This is a genomic window from Pseudoalteromonas lipolytica, from assembly GCF_900116435.1.
Lineage (GTDB): Bacteria > Pseudomonadota > Gammaproteobacteria > Enterobacterales > Alteromonadaceae > Pseudoalteromonas > Pseudoalteromonas lipolytica.
The window spans coordinates 57587-73225 of sequence record NZ_FPAZ01000011.1; the positions used below are offsets into that span (position 1 = coordinate 57587).

12 protein-coding genes are annotated in these 15639 nt (G+C 43.5%); 10 read left to right on the forward strand and 2 right to left on the reverse strand.

Annotated elements, in window-relative coordinates; translation table 11 throughout:
- The first annotated feature begins 61 nt into the window (after nucleotides 1-61).
- The 9 genes from BM378_RS12775 to BM378_RS12815 all read left to right on the forward strand — a co-directional run bounded on the left by BM378_RS12775 (nucleotide 62) and on the right by BM378_RS12815 (nucleotide 10986).
- Entirely contained in the window at nucleotides 62-1105 is a 1044-nt protein-coding gene (locus tag BM378_RS12775) for a rod shape-determining protein (RefSeq protein ID WP_036973172.1), read from the forward strand.
- On the forward strand, nucleotides 1105-1947 hold the full coding sequence (gene mreC, locus BM378_RS12780; protein ID WP_174403892.1) for a rod shape-determining protein MreC: 843 nt from the start codon (nucleotides 1105-1107) through the stop codon (nucleotides 1945-1947). Before BM378_RS12775 ends, mreC begins: the two co-directional genes overlap by 1 nt.
- Nucleotides 1940-2419, forward strand: coding sequence for a rod shape-determining protein MreD (mreD, locus tag BM378_RS12785; RefSeq protein WP_036973169.1), 480 nt, complete (start codon nucleotides 1940-1942; stop codon nucleotides 2417-2419). The genes mreC and mreD overlap by 8 nt, the downstream gene beginning before the upstream one ends.
- A complete protein-coding gene (locus tag BM378_RS12790; RefSeq protein ID WP_036973166.1) occupies nucleotides 2419-2988 on the forward strand; it encodes a Maf family protein in 570 nt (189 codons plus the stop codon). Before mreD ends, BM378_RS12790 begins: the two co-directional genes overlap by 1 nt.
- Nucleotide 2989: 1 nt before the next feature.
- Nucleotides 2990-4462 carry a ribonuclease G gene (gene rng / locus BM378_RS12795; protein WP_036973165.1) on the forward strand — a complete coding sequence of 491 codons (1473 nt, stop codon included), beginning with the start codon at nucleotides 2990-2992 and terminating at the stop codon, nucleotides 4460-4462.
- Entirely contained in the window at nucleotides 4462-8322 is a 3861-nt protein-coding gene (locus BM378_RS12800) for a YhdP family protein (RefSeq protein ID WP_074989347.1), read from the forward strand. The genes rng and BM378_RS12800 overlap by 1 nt, the downstream gene beginning before the upstream one ends.
- Nucleotides 8312-9142, forward strand: coding sequence for a carbon-nitrogen hydrolase family protein (locus BM378_RS12805; protein WP_074989348.1), 831 nt, complete (start codon nucleotides 8312-8314; stop codon nucleotides 9140-9142). Before BM378_RS12800 ends, BM378_RS12805 begins: the two co-directional genes overlap by 11 nt.
- The gene (tldD, locus tag BM378_RS12810; RefSeq protein WP_036973157.1) at nucleotides 9139-10578 is read left to right on the forward strand and encodes a metalloprotease TldD; all 1440 of its coding nucleotides are present in this window, start codon (nucleotides 9139-9141) and stop codon (nucleotides 10576-10578) included. Before BM378_RS12805 ends, tldD begins: the two co-directional genes overlap by 4 nt.
- 159 nt (nucleotides 10579-10737) lie before the next feature.
- Nucleotides 10738-10986: a hypothetical protein gene (locus BM378_RS12815; RefSeq protein WP_051501928.1), complete on the forward strand. Its 249-nt coding sequence runs from the start codon at nucleotides 10738-10740 to the stop codon at nucleotides 10984-10986.
- A 72-nt stretch (nucleotides 10987-11058) separates the two neighbouring features.
- Here the strand turns inward: BM378_RS12815 and BM378_RS12820 are convergent, their stop codons facing one another.
- Both BM378_RS12820 and gorA read right to left on the reverse strand, forming a co-directional pair.
- On the reverse strand, nucleotides 11059-11793 hold the full coding sequence (locus BM378_RS12820) for a glutaredoxin family protein (RefSeq protein ID WP_036973154.1): 735 nt from the start codon (nucleotides 11791-11793) through the stop codon (nucleotides 11059-11061).
- A 178-nt stretch (nucleotides 11794-11971) separates the two neighbouring features.
- Nucleotides 11972-13333, reverse strand: a complete 1362-nt coding sequence (gene gorA / locus BM378_RS12825; protein ID WP_036973152.1) for a glutathione-disulfide reductase — start codon at nucleotides 13331-13333, stop codon at nucleotides 11972-11974.
- A 151-nt stretch (nucleotides 13334-13484) separates the two neighbouring features.
- Here gorA and prlC point away from each other — a divergent pair, with 151 nt between their 5' ends.
- Nucleotides 13485-15536: an oligopeptidase A gene (gene prlC, locus BM378_RS12830; protein ID WP_036973149.1), complete on the forward strand. Its 2052-nt coding sequence runs from the start codon at nucleotides 13485-13487 to the stop codon at nucleotides 15534-15536.
- The last annotated feature ends 103 nt before the right edge of the window (nucleotides 15537-15639 follow it).

A 15639-nucleotide genomic window follows, 5' to 3' on the forward strand; every position in this document is an offset into this window, starting at 1 on the left:
TTAGCATGGTAGAGTGAGAGCAGCTAGTATAAGAACGTATTATCAAAGGTCATCCAGCCTCATGTTTAAAAAACTTCGTGGTATTTTTTCAAACGATCTATCGATCGACTTGGGTACAGCCAATACCCTTATTTATGTAAAAGAAGAAGGTATCGTATTAAATGAACCTTCAGTAGTTGCTATTCGTCAAGAGCGAGCTGGTGGTCCTAAAAGTGTTGCGTCTGTAGGTACGGAAGCAAAACAAATGTTAGGCCGTACACCGGGTAACATTAAAGCGATTCGTCCAATGAAAGACGGTGTTATTGCCGACTTTTATGTCACCGAAAAAATGCTCCAGCACTTTATCAAGCAAGTACATAACAACAATTTTATGCGTCCTAGCCCACGTGTCTTAATTTGTGTGCCGTGTGGGGCAACACAAGTTGAAAAACGCGCTATTCGCGAATCAGCAATGGGTGCAGGTGCACGTGAAGTGTATTTGATTGAAGAGCCAATGGCTGCGGCAATCGGTGCAGGCTTACCAGTATCAGAAGCAACCGGTTCAATGGTTGTAGATATCGGTGGTGGTACGACAGAAGTGGCCATTATCTCGCTTAATGGCGTGGTTTACTCATCATCTGTGCGTATTGGTGGTGATAAATTTGATGAAGCTATTATCAACTACGTCCGTCGTAACTTTGGTAGCCTAATTGGTGAAGCAACCGCTGAAAATATCAAGCATCAGATCGGTTCGGCATTCAAAACCGATGAGCCTGTTGAGATTGAAGTACGTGGTCGTAACCTCGCTGAAGGCGTGCCGCGCTCATTTACACTTAACTCTCATGAAATCCTAGAAGCATTACAAGAGCCTCTAATGGGGATTGTAAGTGCGGTTATGGTTGCACTTGAGCAATCACCTCCTGAGCTTGCCTCTGATATCTCTGCACACGGCATGGTATTAACAGGCGGTGGTGCACTGTTAAAAGATTTAGATCGTTTATTAATGGAAGAAACAGGTATTCCTGTTGTTGTTGCTGACGACCCACTTACTTGTGTTGCTCGTGGTGGCGGTAAAGCATTAGAAATGATTGATATGCACGGTGGTGACGTATTTAGTTACGACTAATGAAGTTAATGTTTGGTCGTACCATCTCTTTGCAACTGCGACTCTTTGTCGCAGTGCTTTTGAGTGTCGTATTGATTGTGGGCGATCGATATACACAAGGTGGTACAACAATCCGCACCAGTTTAAATACACTGGTTAGCCCACTCATCTATCTTGCCAATTTGCCGTATGAGCTATTTAGTATTGGTGCGAAGAATCTTCATACTCGCGATCAGCTTCTTACTGAAAACGAAGCACTGAAGAAAAAACAGCTTTTACAAAGCGAACAACTACAACAGCTGCAATTTTTATCGCGTGAAAACGACAAGTTGCGTGCGTTACTCGGCTCGTCTGCAAAGCAATCAAATCGTAAAATAATTGCCCAAGTGCTCTCTGTTCATTCAAATCCATACAGCCATCAGGTTGTGATCAATCGTGGCACTACAGATGGCTTAAGCGAAGGCCAAGCTGTGATTGATGAAATGGGGGTTGTCGGGCAAATTACACAAGTGGGTTCAACCACTTCTCGCGTTTTGCTTATGACCGACACAACCCATGCAACACCGGTACGTATTTTACGCAATGATGTTCGCACTGTGGTTGAAGGGATTGGCAAAATAAATGTAGTGAAGCTGTCGCATGTGCCGCATAGTCTAGATGTACGTATTGGTGATATTTTAGTGACTTCAGGTCTAGGGGGGACTTTCCCTGAGGGGTATCCTGTGGCCGTGGTAACCGAAATTAATCGTGATGAAGGGCACCCATTCGCACAAGTGTATGCTGAGCCAATTGCCCAACTTGACCGAATTCGTTTATTGGTTGTGCTGTGGCGTAATCAGCAGGAGAGCATAAGCAATGAATAGCCGTCACTCTTTGCTGATTGCAATTAGTATCTTTTTTGCACTGGTCATGGCATTAATGCCGTTACCTATCTCATTTGAGCCATACCGCCCAGACTGGGTGTTACTGGTGCTTATGTACTGGTCGTTAGCGGTGCCGCACCGTTTAAACATTGGCACAGCGTGGGTTGTGGGTTTATTAATGGACTTAGCATCGGGCTCACCACTGGGCGTGAACTCGCTGACCTATTCGGTGTGTATTTTTATTACCGCCAGTAACTTTCAAAAAATTAGAAACTTTTCTTTATGGCAGCAAAGTATATTAATTGCTTTGTTTTTAACGCTTTACCACCTAATGCAATTTTGGCTTAATCACTTTTTGATGGGAGTTTATTTCAGCCCTCATTATATGTGGCCCGTGCTGACTGGCATGCTGTGTTGGTGGTGGATTTTCTTAATTTTGCGTAAATACCGCCGTCATTTCAGGATTAGATAATGCAAACCGCAATTTATTTGGCGTCTGCATCACCGCGCCGAAAAGAGTTGCTCAGCCAACTCGGCGTTGAGTTTTCTCAATTTAGCGTTGATGCAGATGAAAGCCAATTCCCGAACGAATCGCCACGTCATTACGTTGAACGTTTAGCCAAGCTCAAAGCACAATCAGGCGTTGCAATGGGCTATACCGACAGGCCCGTGTTAGGCAGTGATACGGTTGTGGTTATTGATGACACAGCCCTTGGCAAACCGCTTGATAAAGCCGACTTTGTTGCAACGATGCAACGTTTGTCGGGCCGAACTCACCAAGTTATGACCGCCGTTGCAATTGCTGATACACAGCACGTAAAAAGCTGCCTTGTTATTACCGATGTCACTTTTAAACAGCTTAGCGATGATGAAATCGACGCTTATTGGCACTCTGGTGAACCGCACGATAAAGCGGGTGGTTATGGCATTCAAGGCCAAGGTGGACGGTTTGTAAGTCATATTTCTGGTAGCTATTTTGCAGTAGTAGGCTTACCTTTATATGAGACTGAGCAGTTATTAAATGAATTTTTAAGAGGGTAACATGAGCACTGAATTACTGATCAACGTTACACCGAGTGAAAGTCGTGTTGCGCTTATTGAAAACGGCGTACTACAAGAAATCCAGCTAGAAAGAATTGGCAACCTAGGCATTGTTGGCAATATTTACTTAGGCAAAATCAGCCGAGTATTACCGGGAATGCAAGCCGCATTTGTTGATATAGGCTTAGAGAAAGCAGCGTTCTTGCACGCATCTGACATTGTAAATAGTGCTTCAATTGTTGAAGGGGTCGATGAGCAGCCCATTAAAAAGGTGCAAGATATCCGTGAACTAGTGCGCCAAGGTCAATACATCATGGTGCAAGTAGTGAAAGATCCTTTGGGCACCAAAGGGGCGCGCTTAACGACTGATATCACAATTCCATCACGCTATTTAGTGTTCATGCCTGACGCGACCCATGTTGGCGTAAGTCAGCGTATTGAAACCGAAGAAGAACGTACCAGACTGAAAAAAATAGTCGCTGAATATGGCGATGAAGATGGCAGCTTTATTGTGCGTACTGCTGCCGAAGGCGCTTCAGAAGCTGAGCTGCGTCACGATGCAGAGTTTTTGAAAAAACTGTGGCAAAAAATTGTCAATAAACGCAAAAAAATCAGTAAAGAGAGCATCTTACACGAAGACTTAACGCTGGCGTTTCGTACCCTGCGTGATTATGTTGGCGAAGACATGGAGCGCATTCGTGTTGACTCAAAGCTGACATACCAAGAGTTAAAAGAATTTACTGAAGAGTTTGTGCCCATCTTATCTGGGGCGCTTGAATACTACCCAGGTGAGCGACCTATTTTCGATTTGTTTGATGTCGAAACCGAAATTCAAAAAGCCCTTCACCGTAAAGTTGAACTTAAATCAGGTGGTTATTTAATTATTGACCAAACCGAAGCAATGACTACCGTTGATGTAAATACCGGTGCATTTGTTGGGCATCGTAATTTAGAAGAAACCATTTTTAACACCAACATCGAGGCAACATCGGCAATCGCACGACAACTGCGATTACGTAATTTAGGTGGCATTATCATTATCGACTTTATCGATATGGTAAGTGACGAGCATAAACGTCGCGTTTTACACTCACTTGAGTCGGCACTGGCAAAAGACCGCGCAAAAGCCAACATCAATGGCTTATCTGCTCTGGGTTTAGTCGAGATGACTCGTAAGCGTACCCGCGAAAGTTTAGAACATATTTTATGTGACGTGTGCCCCGCGTGTTCAGGCCGAGGGTCGCAAAAAACCGTTGAAACGGTATGCTACGAAATTCTGCGTGAAATTGTCAGGGTTAACCGTGCCTACGCAGCCGATAAGTTTATGGTGTATGCAGCGCCTTCGGTAAGCGAAGCGTTGATCAACGATGAGTATCATAACCTCGCCGAGCTTGAACTATTTATAGGTAAACAGGTCAGTATTCAAACAGAGAGTTTATACAATCAAGAACAGTTTGATGTGGTAATGATGTAATGAAGGCAAAAACGGTCTGCTTTTTTTGTTTACGTAAGTTATGGCAAGTTTTTGCTATTACTATCGTACTGCTGGCCGTTATTGTCTCTGTTTTAAAGTATACCCTGCCATATGCCAATGACTATAAAGGCGACATTGAAGCGTTTTTGTATGAACAGTTCGATGTAAATCTTTCAATAGGTGCTATCTCAGCCAGTTGGCAAGGTAAAGGCCCTTCATTAGTCCTTGAAGATATTTCCTTTGAGGACAATCAGACTTCACCGATTGCACTCACCATAGATAAAGCCAGCCTAGAGGTAAATCTGTGGGAGTCGATTAAAACTCGTCAACTTAAATCAAGTTACTTTGTGATCAATGGTTTTCATGCCGATGTTGATTTGCCAACCATGCTTAAGTTTGGCAACAACAAGCAAACAGACAGTTTTGAGCAAAAAGAGTTAATAGAAAGCTTGTTTTTGGGTGAAACGGGCCACTTTGCGATTCAAGACAGTAGCATTAATTTTATGCTTAATGATGGCAAAGAGCGTACGTTAATTCTTGAAAACATTGTGTGGCAAAATACCCCAGAACAGCATCAAGGTTCAGGAAGCCTAGCCTTACCGGGGATTTCTGTCGGCAACTTTGATGCCCGCATGGCACTTAATGGTTCAACGCTTGAGACCATGGCTGGCGATATTTATGTGCAAGCTGCGAATGTCGATGTCTCAAAATGGCTGGCACAATACATCAATACAGACAAACAACAATTGCACTCCGATATGAACTTGCAAACCTGGTTTAGCCTTGAAAAAGGACTGATCAGTGACGTAAAAGTGCAATGGTTACCCAGCTACATAAATTGGCAACAAAACCAAGAAGCGCATCAAATTAGTTTAAATGAAGGGGGCTTTCACTTATTCCCTTGGCAGAATGGTTGGCGTTTAAAAAGTACCGGACTTGCTTTTGAAAGTGATTTAAAACAATGGCCAACATTGCAGTTTGAAGCCCAGCTTGGAGATACAAATAAGATTTGGCTCAAGCAGTTTGACTTTGCATTGTTATCAAAATTATCTCAATTGAGTAACTTTGAAGTATTAGCGCCATTTTTAGAACGACAGCCTAATGGCCAATTAAGCGAAGCGTATGTTGAATTTGGTGCGCAAGATAACTGGCAGTTGTGGTTTAAGGGTGAACAGCTCAACTGGTTATCCTTACAAGGGATCCCTGGTGGGCAAGCCATTCGGGTTGAGGGAAATATTAACCAAGCTGCGGGGCGTATAACGTTATTTGGCGAAAATAACCGTTTGTTAACCAATGGCAGTTTTAGCCAAGACATTCCTTATAATCAGTTAAATGTTGAACTTGATTTACGTCATTACGACGATGGGTGGCGTATTAGCAGTGACAACATTTGGCTTGATAATGACGAAGTAACCGTTGCAGCAGAAATGATGCTTAGCCTAACTGCAGAGCCGCGCCTTGATTTATATGCCGAAGCGTACGCACCTGATGCCAACGTGGCGGGGCATTATTTTCCATTACCGGTAATGAGCGAAAACTTAGTTAACTACCTAAACGGCGCCATTAAAGGCGGCGAAGTTAATAAAGCACAGGTGTTGTTTTCGGGGCCGTTTAGCGGTTTTCCGTTTAAAGAGCAACAAGGGCAGTTCGAAGTATTGGCAAATGTGAACAATGCCAAATACCAGTTCACACCCAGTTGGCCCAGCGTTGAAAATGCCAATGTGATTTTGCATTTTGAAAATGAACGCATGGATATTTACAGCAAGTCAGGCACACTTGTTAACTTATCACTTGGCGACAGTGTACATGTAAGTATTGCTGATTTAATGCATGCCGATACACTAAATGTAGCGATAAATAAACGTGCCCACGGCAATAAATTACAGTCATTTTTTGCAGCCACACCGCTCGCTAAACCGTTAGCAAGTGTTTTTGAAGTAGTACAAGCGCAAGGTGAAGCCACAGCAAATATTAATTTGCTTGTCGATTTACATTCAGGCCATGTTGATACCCTCGGCGAAGTTGAGCTTGCTAATTTACCTGTTTATCTTGCTCAGCCTGGCATCACACTTAATCATATGACGGGCATTGTTAAATTTAATAACGACAAAATTGATTTAAAAAATGCCAAAGCTGATTGGTTAGGTATGCCGTTAACAGCCAGCTTTAATAGCGAAAATGTGGCTGATAACTACCGCGCAGAAATCGCGATTAAATTGGCCTTAGATGCAGAACCATTAATTGAGCAAGGGCAGGGTCTGCTCGAAGGTTATTTAACGGGGCAAAGTGACGTTGCTATTAATGTCTCCCTTAACTTTTTACCCAACGACTTCAACTATCGCGCTGATATCAGCGGTAACTTAGTGGGTATAACCAGTCAATTACCCGCACCTTACACAAAAAGTGCAGACAATGCTTGGCCTATCAAAGCGGTAGTGCAGGGCGATCATATTTCTAATTTGATCACTGCAAATATCAATGAACAGCTATTTTTCAATGCTATTTTAGATAATGGCAAAAAGCAGTTTAATAACGCACACCTTATTTTAGGTTCAAAAGATTTAGGCCTTAACCGAGATGGTTTTGCGGTATCGATTGACCTACCAGAAACTAAGCTTGTGCCATGGTTTGGGTTGATTGAGCAAATTATCGATTTGACCAAGGCTAAATCAGACGGTCCTGGCGTAATGCCTGCATTTAACAATGTAACGGGTCAATTTAATAAGTTAGCGGTTCAAAATATCGATTTTAATGATGTTGAGTTTAGGCTAGCACCAAAGCAAGCCGATTTAGAGCTTAAACTAAATGCCAAAGAGCTCAGAGCTGATGCACTCATTCCGACAGGCGATACACGTAGGCCTATTCAAATATTTACTGATTATTTACGGGTTAACTTTAATAACACCGCGACGGAGCCTGCACACGAAGTTGAACAACCTGAAGACTTAAGCTGGTTAACACGTATTCCAGCCATCGAATTTAACTGTGAAGATTGCAAACTAGCCGAGTACCAACTTGATAAAGTAAAAGCCACGTTTGGTGGTGATAATAATAGCTTGATATTTACTGAGCTCGTGATAGATAAAGGCGACCATATACTGAGAGCAAAAGGGCAATTTGCTGATGGCTCAACGCGTTTTAACGGTCACCTACAAAGTGATGATATTGGCGACTTATTTGATGAGTTTGATATTACTACTACAGTAAAAGACTCCGATGCCGACATAAAATTTGCCCTCGCTTGGCAAGGTGCGCCGTATAATTTTGATGTGCCCACGCTAGCAGGCGAGTTAGATTGGCGTTTAGGTGAAGGGCATTTAGCGGAAGTGAGTGACGGTGGTGCTAGGGTGTTTTCATTGCTTAGTCTCGACTCACTGGTACGTAAGCTCAAACTTGATTTTAGAGATGTATTTTCAAAAGGCTTCTTTTATAACAAGATGCAAGGCACGATGCAGTTAGAGAAAGGGATTGCTTACACTCAAGATACCAAGCTTGATGGTGTGCCTGCCGACTTAACGATTAAAGGCCACACTAACTTAAATACCTTTGAAATAGACTACGATCTAGCTGTTGCTCCGCAGGTTACCTCAAGTATCCCAGTGATCGTGGCATGGATGGTCAACCCGGTAAGTGGCCTTGCGGCGCTTGCAATCGATAAAGTAATTCACTCTGCGAGAGTGATCTCAGAAATCAACTTTAAGGTGACAGGCAGTATGAATGATCCGGTTGTTGAAGAAGTTGATCGTAAGAGCCGTGAAGTAACCTTACCGCAAGCGGCACAAAGCCAGCCGCAGTCATCAACAAGGCTTAAATTAAAAGATGCAGCCACCTCAGCGAGCTTCGACAACAATGACAGTTAATACTCAGCCGCAGGTTGTAGCAGTGCAAATGTGCTCGGGAATGAATGCGGAGCAAAATATGGCTTTTTTAGCAGACACGCTTGCACAATTGCCCACGACACGTCCGCTGCTTGTATGCTTACCCGAGAGCTTTTTAATTTTTAGCAAGCACACTCAAGCAAGTTATCAGCTCGGATTACACATTGAACAGTACACAGCCGCACTGGCTGCGCTATGTAAACAACATAATATTTGGTTGGCTGCTGGGACAGTGCCGGTATCACAACCTAACGGTAAATATTTAGCCGCCTCGTTTTTATTTAATAACCAAGGTGAGGTGGTAGCGCAGTACAATAAGATCCACTTATTTGATGTCGATGTTGCCGATGGCACGCGTAATTATCGGGAGTCTGATGCCACCGAAGCGGGCAAAGATATTGTAGTGGTTGATTCACCCTTTGGTAAAATCGGCTTAGCAGTATGTTATGATCTACGCTTTAGTGGTTTATTCACTGCGATGCAGCGCCAAGGGGCTGAGCTCATCTTAGTACCCAGTGCCTTTACCACTGTAACAGGAGCCGCTCATTGGCATACCTTGTTGGCTGCCAGAGCGATTGAAACGCAATGTTATGTGGTAGCCGCTGCACAGTGGGGTGAGCACGAAAATGGCCGACAAACATATGGCCACAGCATTATTATTTCGCCATGGGGAAACACGCTCAGTGAGCTTGCCTCAGGCACTGGTTTTATCAGCCATGAGCTTGATTTAAACCGACTGAATACAATTCGCCAAGACATGCCTGTGCAGTCTCAGCAACGATTTAGAGAGCATTTATTATGAACACGGTTGAACAGCATTTATTACATGACAGCCAGCTAAATAGAGAAGAATTAGAAAAAACGCTCGCTTTTATTCATCAGCATCAAGTGGATTATGCCGATCTGTATTTTCAATCTAGCCACCATGAATCATGGGTGTTAGAAGATGGTCTCGTAAAAGAAGGCTCATACAACGTTGAGCGTGGTGTGGGTGTGCGCGCTGTAAGCGGTGAAAAGACAGGGTTTTCGTACTCAGATGCAATCAATCTTGAAGCGCTGAATAAAGCCGCAACAGCAGCACGAAGCATTGCTAATGCAGGCGAAAGCAAAACGATTCAAGTATTTAGCGATGTAGCAGCAAAACAGCAGTATGCACCGCATCAGCCAATTCAAAGTATGAGCGATAACGACAAAGTGAGCCTATTGCGCGAACTTGAAAACTACATTCGCGAGTTAGCCCCCGACGCAGAGCAAGTGATTAGCTCTATGTCAGCAGTGTACGAAGAGGTACTCATTGCAGCAAGCGACGGCACCTTTGCCACCGATATTCGCCCGCTTATTCGTTTAAATTGTTCCGTATTACTTGAGAAGAATGGTCGCCGTGAGCGCGGTGGTGCAGGCGGCGGTGCGCGTTTAGATTACGGCTACTTTAAAGAGTTAGTTGATGGTAAGCCGCGCTGGATGGAATACGCAGAAGAAGCTGTACGCCAAGCTAAAGTGAACTTAGAAGCCATTGATGCGCCAGCAGGTAGCATGGAAGTGGTACTGGGGGCAGGTTGGCCGGGTGTGTTACTGCATGAAGCCGTGGGTCATGGTCTTGAAGGTGACTTTAACCGTAAAGGTGCCTCTGCGTTTAGCGGTAAAGTAGGTCAAAAGGTGGCTTCCGAGCTGTGTACTGTAGTGGATGATGGCACCATAGCCGACCGTCGTGGTTCACTGAATGTAGATGACGAAGGCACACCTGCTGCGTATAACGTGCTTATTGAAAACGGTATTCTAAAAGGCTACATGCAAGATAAGCTCAATGCACGCCTAATGGGTGTAAACCCAACAGGTAATGCGCGTCGTGAGTCGTATGCTCATTTACCTATGCCGCGTATGACTAATACCTACATGCTGGGGGGCGAGCACAGCCAAGCTGATATTATTAGCTCTGTGAAAAAAGGCATCTTTGCGCCAAACTTTGGGGGTGGTCAAGTTGATATCACCTCAGGAAAGTTCGTATTTAGCGCCTCTGAAGCGTATTTAATTGAAAACGGTAAAATTACTCAGCCTATCAAAGGCGCAACACTGATTGGTAACGGCCCAGAAGTGATGCAGCAAATTTCGATGGTAGGTAACGACCTTGCGCTTGATAAAGGCGTAGGGGTATGTGGTAAAGACGGTCAAAGCGTGCCAGTAGGGGTTGGTCAACCAAGCCTTAAAATTGACAACTTAACGGTCGGTGGTACGGCTTAGTCGCCCTCTTTTTCCCGCTTCAGTAAGGCAGGTTAAATTTTTAACCTGCCTCATTTCATAACACTTCACTTTGCAGTAAAAATGTATCAATATAGGTACCATCAATACCACTATATTCGTTACTGTTCGCAGTAAATATAATAATTTTAAGGTGAAAATATGAAAGTAACGCCAATTTTATTAATACTACTCATGCTTACCGGCTGTGCATCACAGGAAGTAAGAGAGGGGTCTGCAAATGAAGTGTATGCCGAGCACGAGTGTTTAGGCGGTGAACTAGAAACCGATTACAGCTATACCATTTTTAGTACAGACGAAGATGACAGCAGCAAAGGTTCAGTGACGTCGACTTGTCATCCGGTTAAAACAGAAACTGAGTTTGAGCGTGACTTACGCAATGGCGGGTAGCACGCCCATTACAGTGGCTTAACGTCTTATTAAGCCACTGAAAATTATCACCTAAAGCTTTAGCATAAATGGCTAAAGTGTACTCAGCATCCAGATACCTGCCGCTATCATAAATAAGTTTTCGCTGAGAGAAATAAAGCCCAGCGGCACATTGCTGTCGCCACCCACACAGGCACATTTTAGCTCTCGCTTATCGATATAAACGGCCTTAAACACCGATACCGCACCTATGCCACCAATAAACAACGAAAATGGCGCGACAGCTAAAGCTGGCAGCTTAGCCACCATACCTATGGCAACGTAGGCTTCAATAAACGGGTAAACATAGGCATAAGGCACAACACGCATTGCCAGTAAATCATAAGTAATGAATGAGTTTGAAAAGCTGTACAGATCTTGTAGTTTTTGAATAGCGAGCACCGCCATTGTCAGTGCAACAAACAGCATTAAGTTTTGCATCGACAGTAAAGCTGTGCCGCTGGCGTAGCTAAACCCGCAGCTTAAGAGCAGGGTAACCGCAAAAATCGCTAAAACAGGGGTATAAGTTGTGCCTTGTTGACCCGCTTCGGGCAGATTGAAAAAGTCGCGCAAATCATCATACCCCCCAATACGCTTATTATCGATAAAGGTTTGTGGCGTGGTTTTTACTTGATGCTGCTCTTTAAATGCATCTGTTTCTTCGCGGTTAGTGAGGTGGCGGTCATCAACCTCGTAACCATTGCGCTCTAACAAATCTTTAGATTTTAAACCAAATGGGCATATATGCTCATCGGTTACCATGCGATATAAAATTGCAGACTTAGACACAGTGCCTCCTTGTAAAAATGCCAAGCTTATTGCGTAATCTTTACTCGATAACACAGTAAACAATGGCAAAATGTTGGTATAACGTCGTAGCTACAAGGTTTGTGCCGACTTTCTACAAGGCATAAAAAAACCTTGCGGCAGCACCGCAAGGTTTTTAATATTTTCTCGCAACGCGAGTTTATCTCATCGTCACGAACTCTTCTGAGCCGGTAGGGTGAATCGCCACTACGGCATCAAAATCTGCTTTGGTTGCGCCCATCTTCATTGCGACTGCAAAGCCTTGGATCATTTCATCAACAGTAAAGCCAATGCCGTGTAAGCCAACAACTTTTTCGTTATCACCTGCACACACAAGCATCATGTTACATGCTTGGCGGTGTTGAGTAACTGCTGTGTACATAGCTGCAAAGCTTGATTTATAAACCTTTACGTTTTCAGCACCATATTGCGAAATTGCTTCTTGCTCCGTTAAACCAATCGTGCCGATTGGTGGGTGACTGAATACAACTGTAGGTACTAGCTCGTAGTCCATTTTTAAATCATCAGGCAATTCTTTATTGAATAAACGCTCTGATAAAATACGACCCGCTTTTACAGCCACTGGTGTGAGCTCTATTCCGTGTTCGATGATGTCGCCAACGGCATAAATGTTTTTAGCGGTTGTATTTTGATACTCATCAACTTTTACGTAGCCACTTTCGTTAAGCTCAACGTCGGTTGCTGTGATATTCAGTTTATCGGTTGTTGGTGTACGACCAATAGCCCAAATAACTTCATCGACATTTTGGCTGTGACCATTTTCAAAGTGAATTGTTAAACTGCCATCGCTTTCTTTAATCACTTCTTTTGGTGTGCAGTCAGTGTGAAGTGTCGGGCCTTCTTTCGCCATAATATCGACAAGCGTATCAACAATGTAAGGGTCAAAAGTACGTAATGGTTTATTTTTACGAACAAATAAATGCGTTTCAGTGCCAAGGCTGTGAAGTACACCTGCGATTTCGACAGCAATGTAACCAGCACCCACAACAGCAACACGCTTAGGTTGGGCATCTAGCTCAAAAAAGCCATTTGAATCAATACCTAGTTCAGCACCTGGGATGTTAGGAATCGTTGGACGACCTCCCACGGCAATCAGAATATGGTCAGCGGTGTATAGCTCACCGTTAACTTCAACGGTTTTGTTATCAACAAAGGTCGCGAAACCGTTGATTACCGTTACGCCATTGCTTGATAAGTATTTGTTATACCCTTGGTGGATACGGCCAATGTAAGCTTCGCGGCTTTCTACTAATTTAGCCCAACTAAAACTTTTTAATTCGACATCAAAGCCGTAATCGGGTGCGTATGCATTAATTGCTTCAGCAATTTGTGCGCCATGCCACATTACTTTCTTTGGAACACAACCTACATTCACACAGGTGCCACCCATGTGTTTTGCTTCAATAAGTGCGACTTTTGCGCCACGCATTGCTGCACGGTTTGCAGAGGCAATACCGCCACTGCCACCACCAATTGCAATGTAATCAAAATGCTGAGCCATAGTTTGTCCTCAAAAACAGATAGTTTTTTATTAATTAATCGATTTATTAATAAGTTGATAATAGCATAATAAAGACCGAGGTTAAGCCCCTTGTATTTCATCAATTCGCCCCAACTTCAACACCATATTCGCATAAAAATTGAGAACGAAAATGACAATTGCAGAAAATAACCCACTTATTGGATTAGAAGGGCTTCCGCCGTTTTCTAAGATTAAACCAGCCCATGTTGTGCCGGCATTAAAAGAAGCGATTGCACACTGTCGTGCCAAAATTGATGAGGTATTGGCAAGTAAGTCATACACTTGGAATGACCTAGTTCTTCCACTTGAAGAGGCTGATGACAAGTTATCACGACTATTTTCGCCAGTATCGCACATGAATTCGGTGGTAAATAGCGACGAGCTACGCGAAGCTTATGAGCAATGTTTGCCGTTGTTATCTGAGTACTCAACCTTTGTTGGTCAGCATCAAGGTTTATACGATGCCTATAATGCTTTACATAGCAGCGAAGAATTTAAAACACTCACCACTGCACAGCAAAAAACCATTACTAATGCGTTGCGTGATTTTGAATTATCGGGCATTGCCTTAAAGCCTGAGCAACAAAAACGATACGGTGAAATTAGTGCGCGCTTATCAGAGCTTGCCTCTAAGTTTGGCAATAATGTGATGGATGCGACACTCGCTTGGCAAAAACACATTACAGATGAAAGTGAATTAGCAGGCTTACCTGAGTCAGCACTGGCACTCGGTGCCGATACAGCAAAAAGCAAAGAGCTTGATGGTTGGGTGTTCACCTTAGATTTCCCTTCTTATTTGCCTATTATGACCTATGCCGATAATCGTAAATTACGTGAAGAAACGTACACTGCGTTTGTAACTCGTGCGTCTGACCAAGGCCCTAATGCAGGTGAGTTTGATAACTCAGATATCATGAGCGAAGAGCTTGCACTTCGTCATGAACTGGCCGAGTTACTCGGTTTTAGCAGCTACGCAGAAATGTCATTAGCAACTAAAATGGCCGAATCTGAGTCGCAAGTGTTCTCGTTTTTAGAAGATTTAGCGGCTAAGTCAAAGCCTCAAGCTGAGCAAGAGCTTGCTGAATTAACAGCCTACGCACAAGAAAAACATGGTGTAAGCGAGCTTGCAGCATGGGATTACGCGTATTACGCAGAAAAATTAAAGCAAGAAAAGTACGCAATTTCTGATGAAGTACTGCGTCCATACTTTCCTGCCGATAAGGTCTTAAACGGGTTATTTACCACCGTAAACCGCTTGTTTGATATTAGCGTGAAAGAAGTGCATGAGTTTGATAGCTATCATCCTGATGTGCGCTTCTTCGAGATTTACGATAGCAGTAACACGCTACGCGGCCGTTTTTATCTTGATTTATATGCACGTGACCGTAAACGTGGTGGCGCTTGGATGGACGATTGCATGGGGCGTAAAGTGCGCGCCAATGGCGAATTACAAACGCCTGTCGCTTACTTAGTCTGTAACTTTAATAAAGCTGTGGGTGATAAACCTGCGCTGTTTACTCATAACGAAGTGACAACTTTATTCCATGAGTTTGGACACGGTATTCATCATATGTTGACCCAAGTTGATGCTGCGCCAGTGGCGGGCATTAATGGTGTGGCATGGGATGCTGTAGAGCTGCCAAGCCAGTTCTTAGAAAACTGGTGTTATGAAGAAGAGGCCCTTAACTTTATCTCGGGTCACTATGAAACGGGTGAGCCGCTGCCAAAAGAACTGCTTGATAAACTATTGGCCGCGAAGAACTTTCAATCGGGCATGCAAATGCTACGTCAGTTAGAGTTTTCGCTGTTTGATTTTACCATTCACCATGATTACAAAGCGGGTGAACCTTGTAATATTCAAGCCACGCTTGATGAAGTTCGCAGTAAAACTGCGGTTGTTAAAGCCCCCGCCTTTAACCGTTTTCAGCATGGTTTCAGCCATATTTTTGCCGGTGGTTACAGTGCCGGTTATTACTCATATAAATGGGCTGAAGTTTTGTCGGCAGATGCTTTCTCTAAATTTGAAGAAGAAGGTATTTTTAATAAAGAAACGGGTCACGCTTTCTTAAAGAACATTTTAGAAAAAGGGGGCAGTGAAGAGCCGATGGAATTATTTAAAAAGTTCCGAGGTCGTGAACCTCAAGTCGATGCACTCCTCAGACACAGTGGTATTGCAGCCTAAGTTATTATTGTATGAAAGCGCCGTAAGGCGCTTTTTTTATTAATAAATCTTAGCAAAATCAATCTTGCGTACTATGCTTTTTAGAAAAGCATTTACAGGAATA

Excerpts from the sequence above, each read along its gene's own strand:
- BM378_RS12775 (WP_036973172.1), top strand. The coding sequence starts at position 62 with ATGTTTAAAAAACTTCGTGGTATTTTTTCAAACGATCTATCGATCGAC.
- mreC (WP_174403892.1), top strand. The coding sequence starts at position 1,105 with ATGAAGTTAATGTTTGGTCGTACCATCTCTTTGCAACTGCGACTCTTT.
- mreD (WP_036973169.1), top strand. The coding sequence starts at position 1,940 with ATGAATAGCCGTCACTCTTTGCTGATTGCAATTAGTATCTTTTTTGCA.
- BM378_RS12790 (WP_036973166.1), top strand. The coding sequence starts at position 2,419 with ATGCAAACCGCAATTTATTTGGCGTCTGCATCACCGCGCCGAAAAGAG.
- rng (WP_036973165.1), top strand. The coding sequence starts at position 2,990 with ATGAGCACTGAATTACTGATCAACGTTACACCGAGTGAAAGTCGTGTT.
- BM378_RS12800 (WP_074989347.1), top strand. The coding sequence starts at position 4,462 with ATGAAGGCAAAAACGGTCTGCTTTTTTTGTTTACGTAAGTTATGGCAA.
- BM378_RS12805 (WP_074989348.1), top strand. The coding sequence starts at position 8,312 with ATGACAGTTAATACTCAGCCGCAGGTTGTAGCAGTGCAAATGTGCTCG.
- tldD (WP_036973157.1), top strand. The coding sequence starts at position 9,139 with ATGAACACGGTTGAACAGCATTTATTACATGACAGCCAGCTAAATAGA.
- BM378_RS12815 (WP_051501928.1), top strand. The coding sequence starts at position 10,738 with ATGAAAGTAACGCCAATTTTATTAATACTACTCATGCTTACCGGCTGT.
- gorA (WP_036973152.1), bottom strand. The coding sequence starts at position 13,333 with ATGGCTCAGCATTTTGATTACATTGCAATTGGTGGTGGCAGTGGCGGT.
- prlC (WP_036973149.1), top strand. The coding sequence starts at position 13,485 with ATGACAATTGCAGAAAATAACCCACTTATTGGATTAGAAGGGCTTCCG.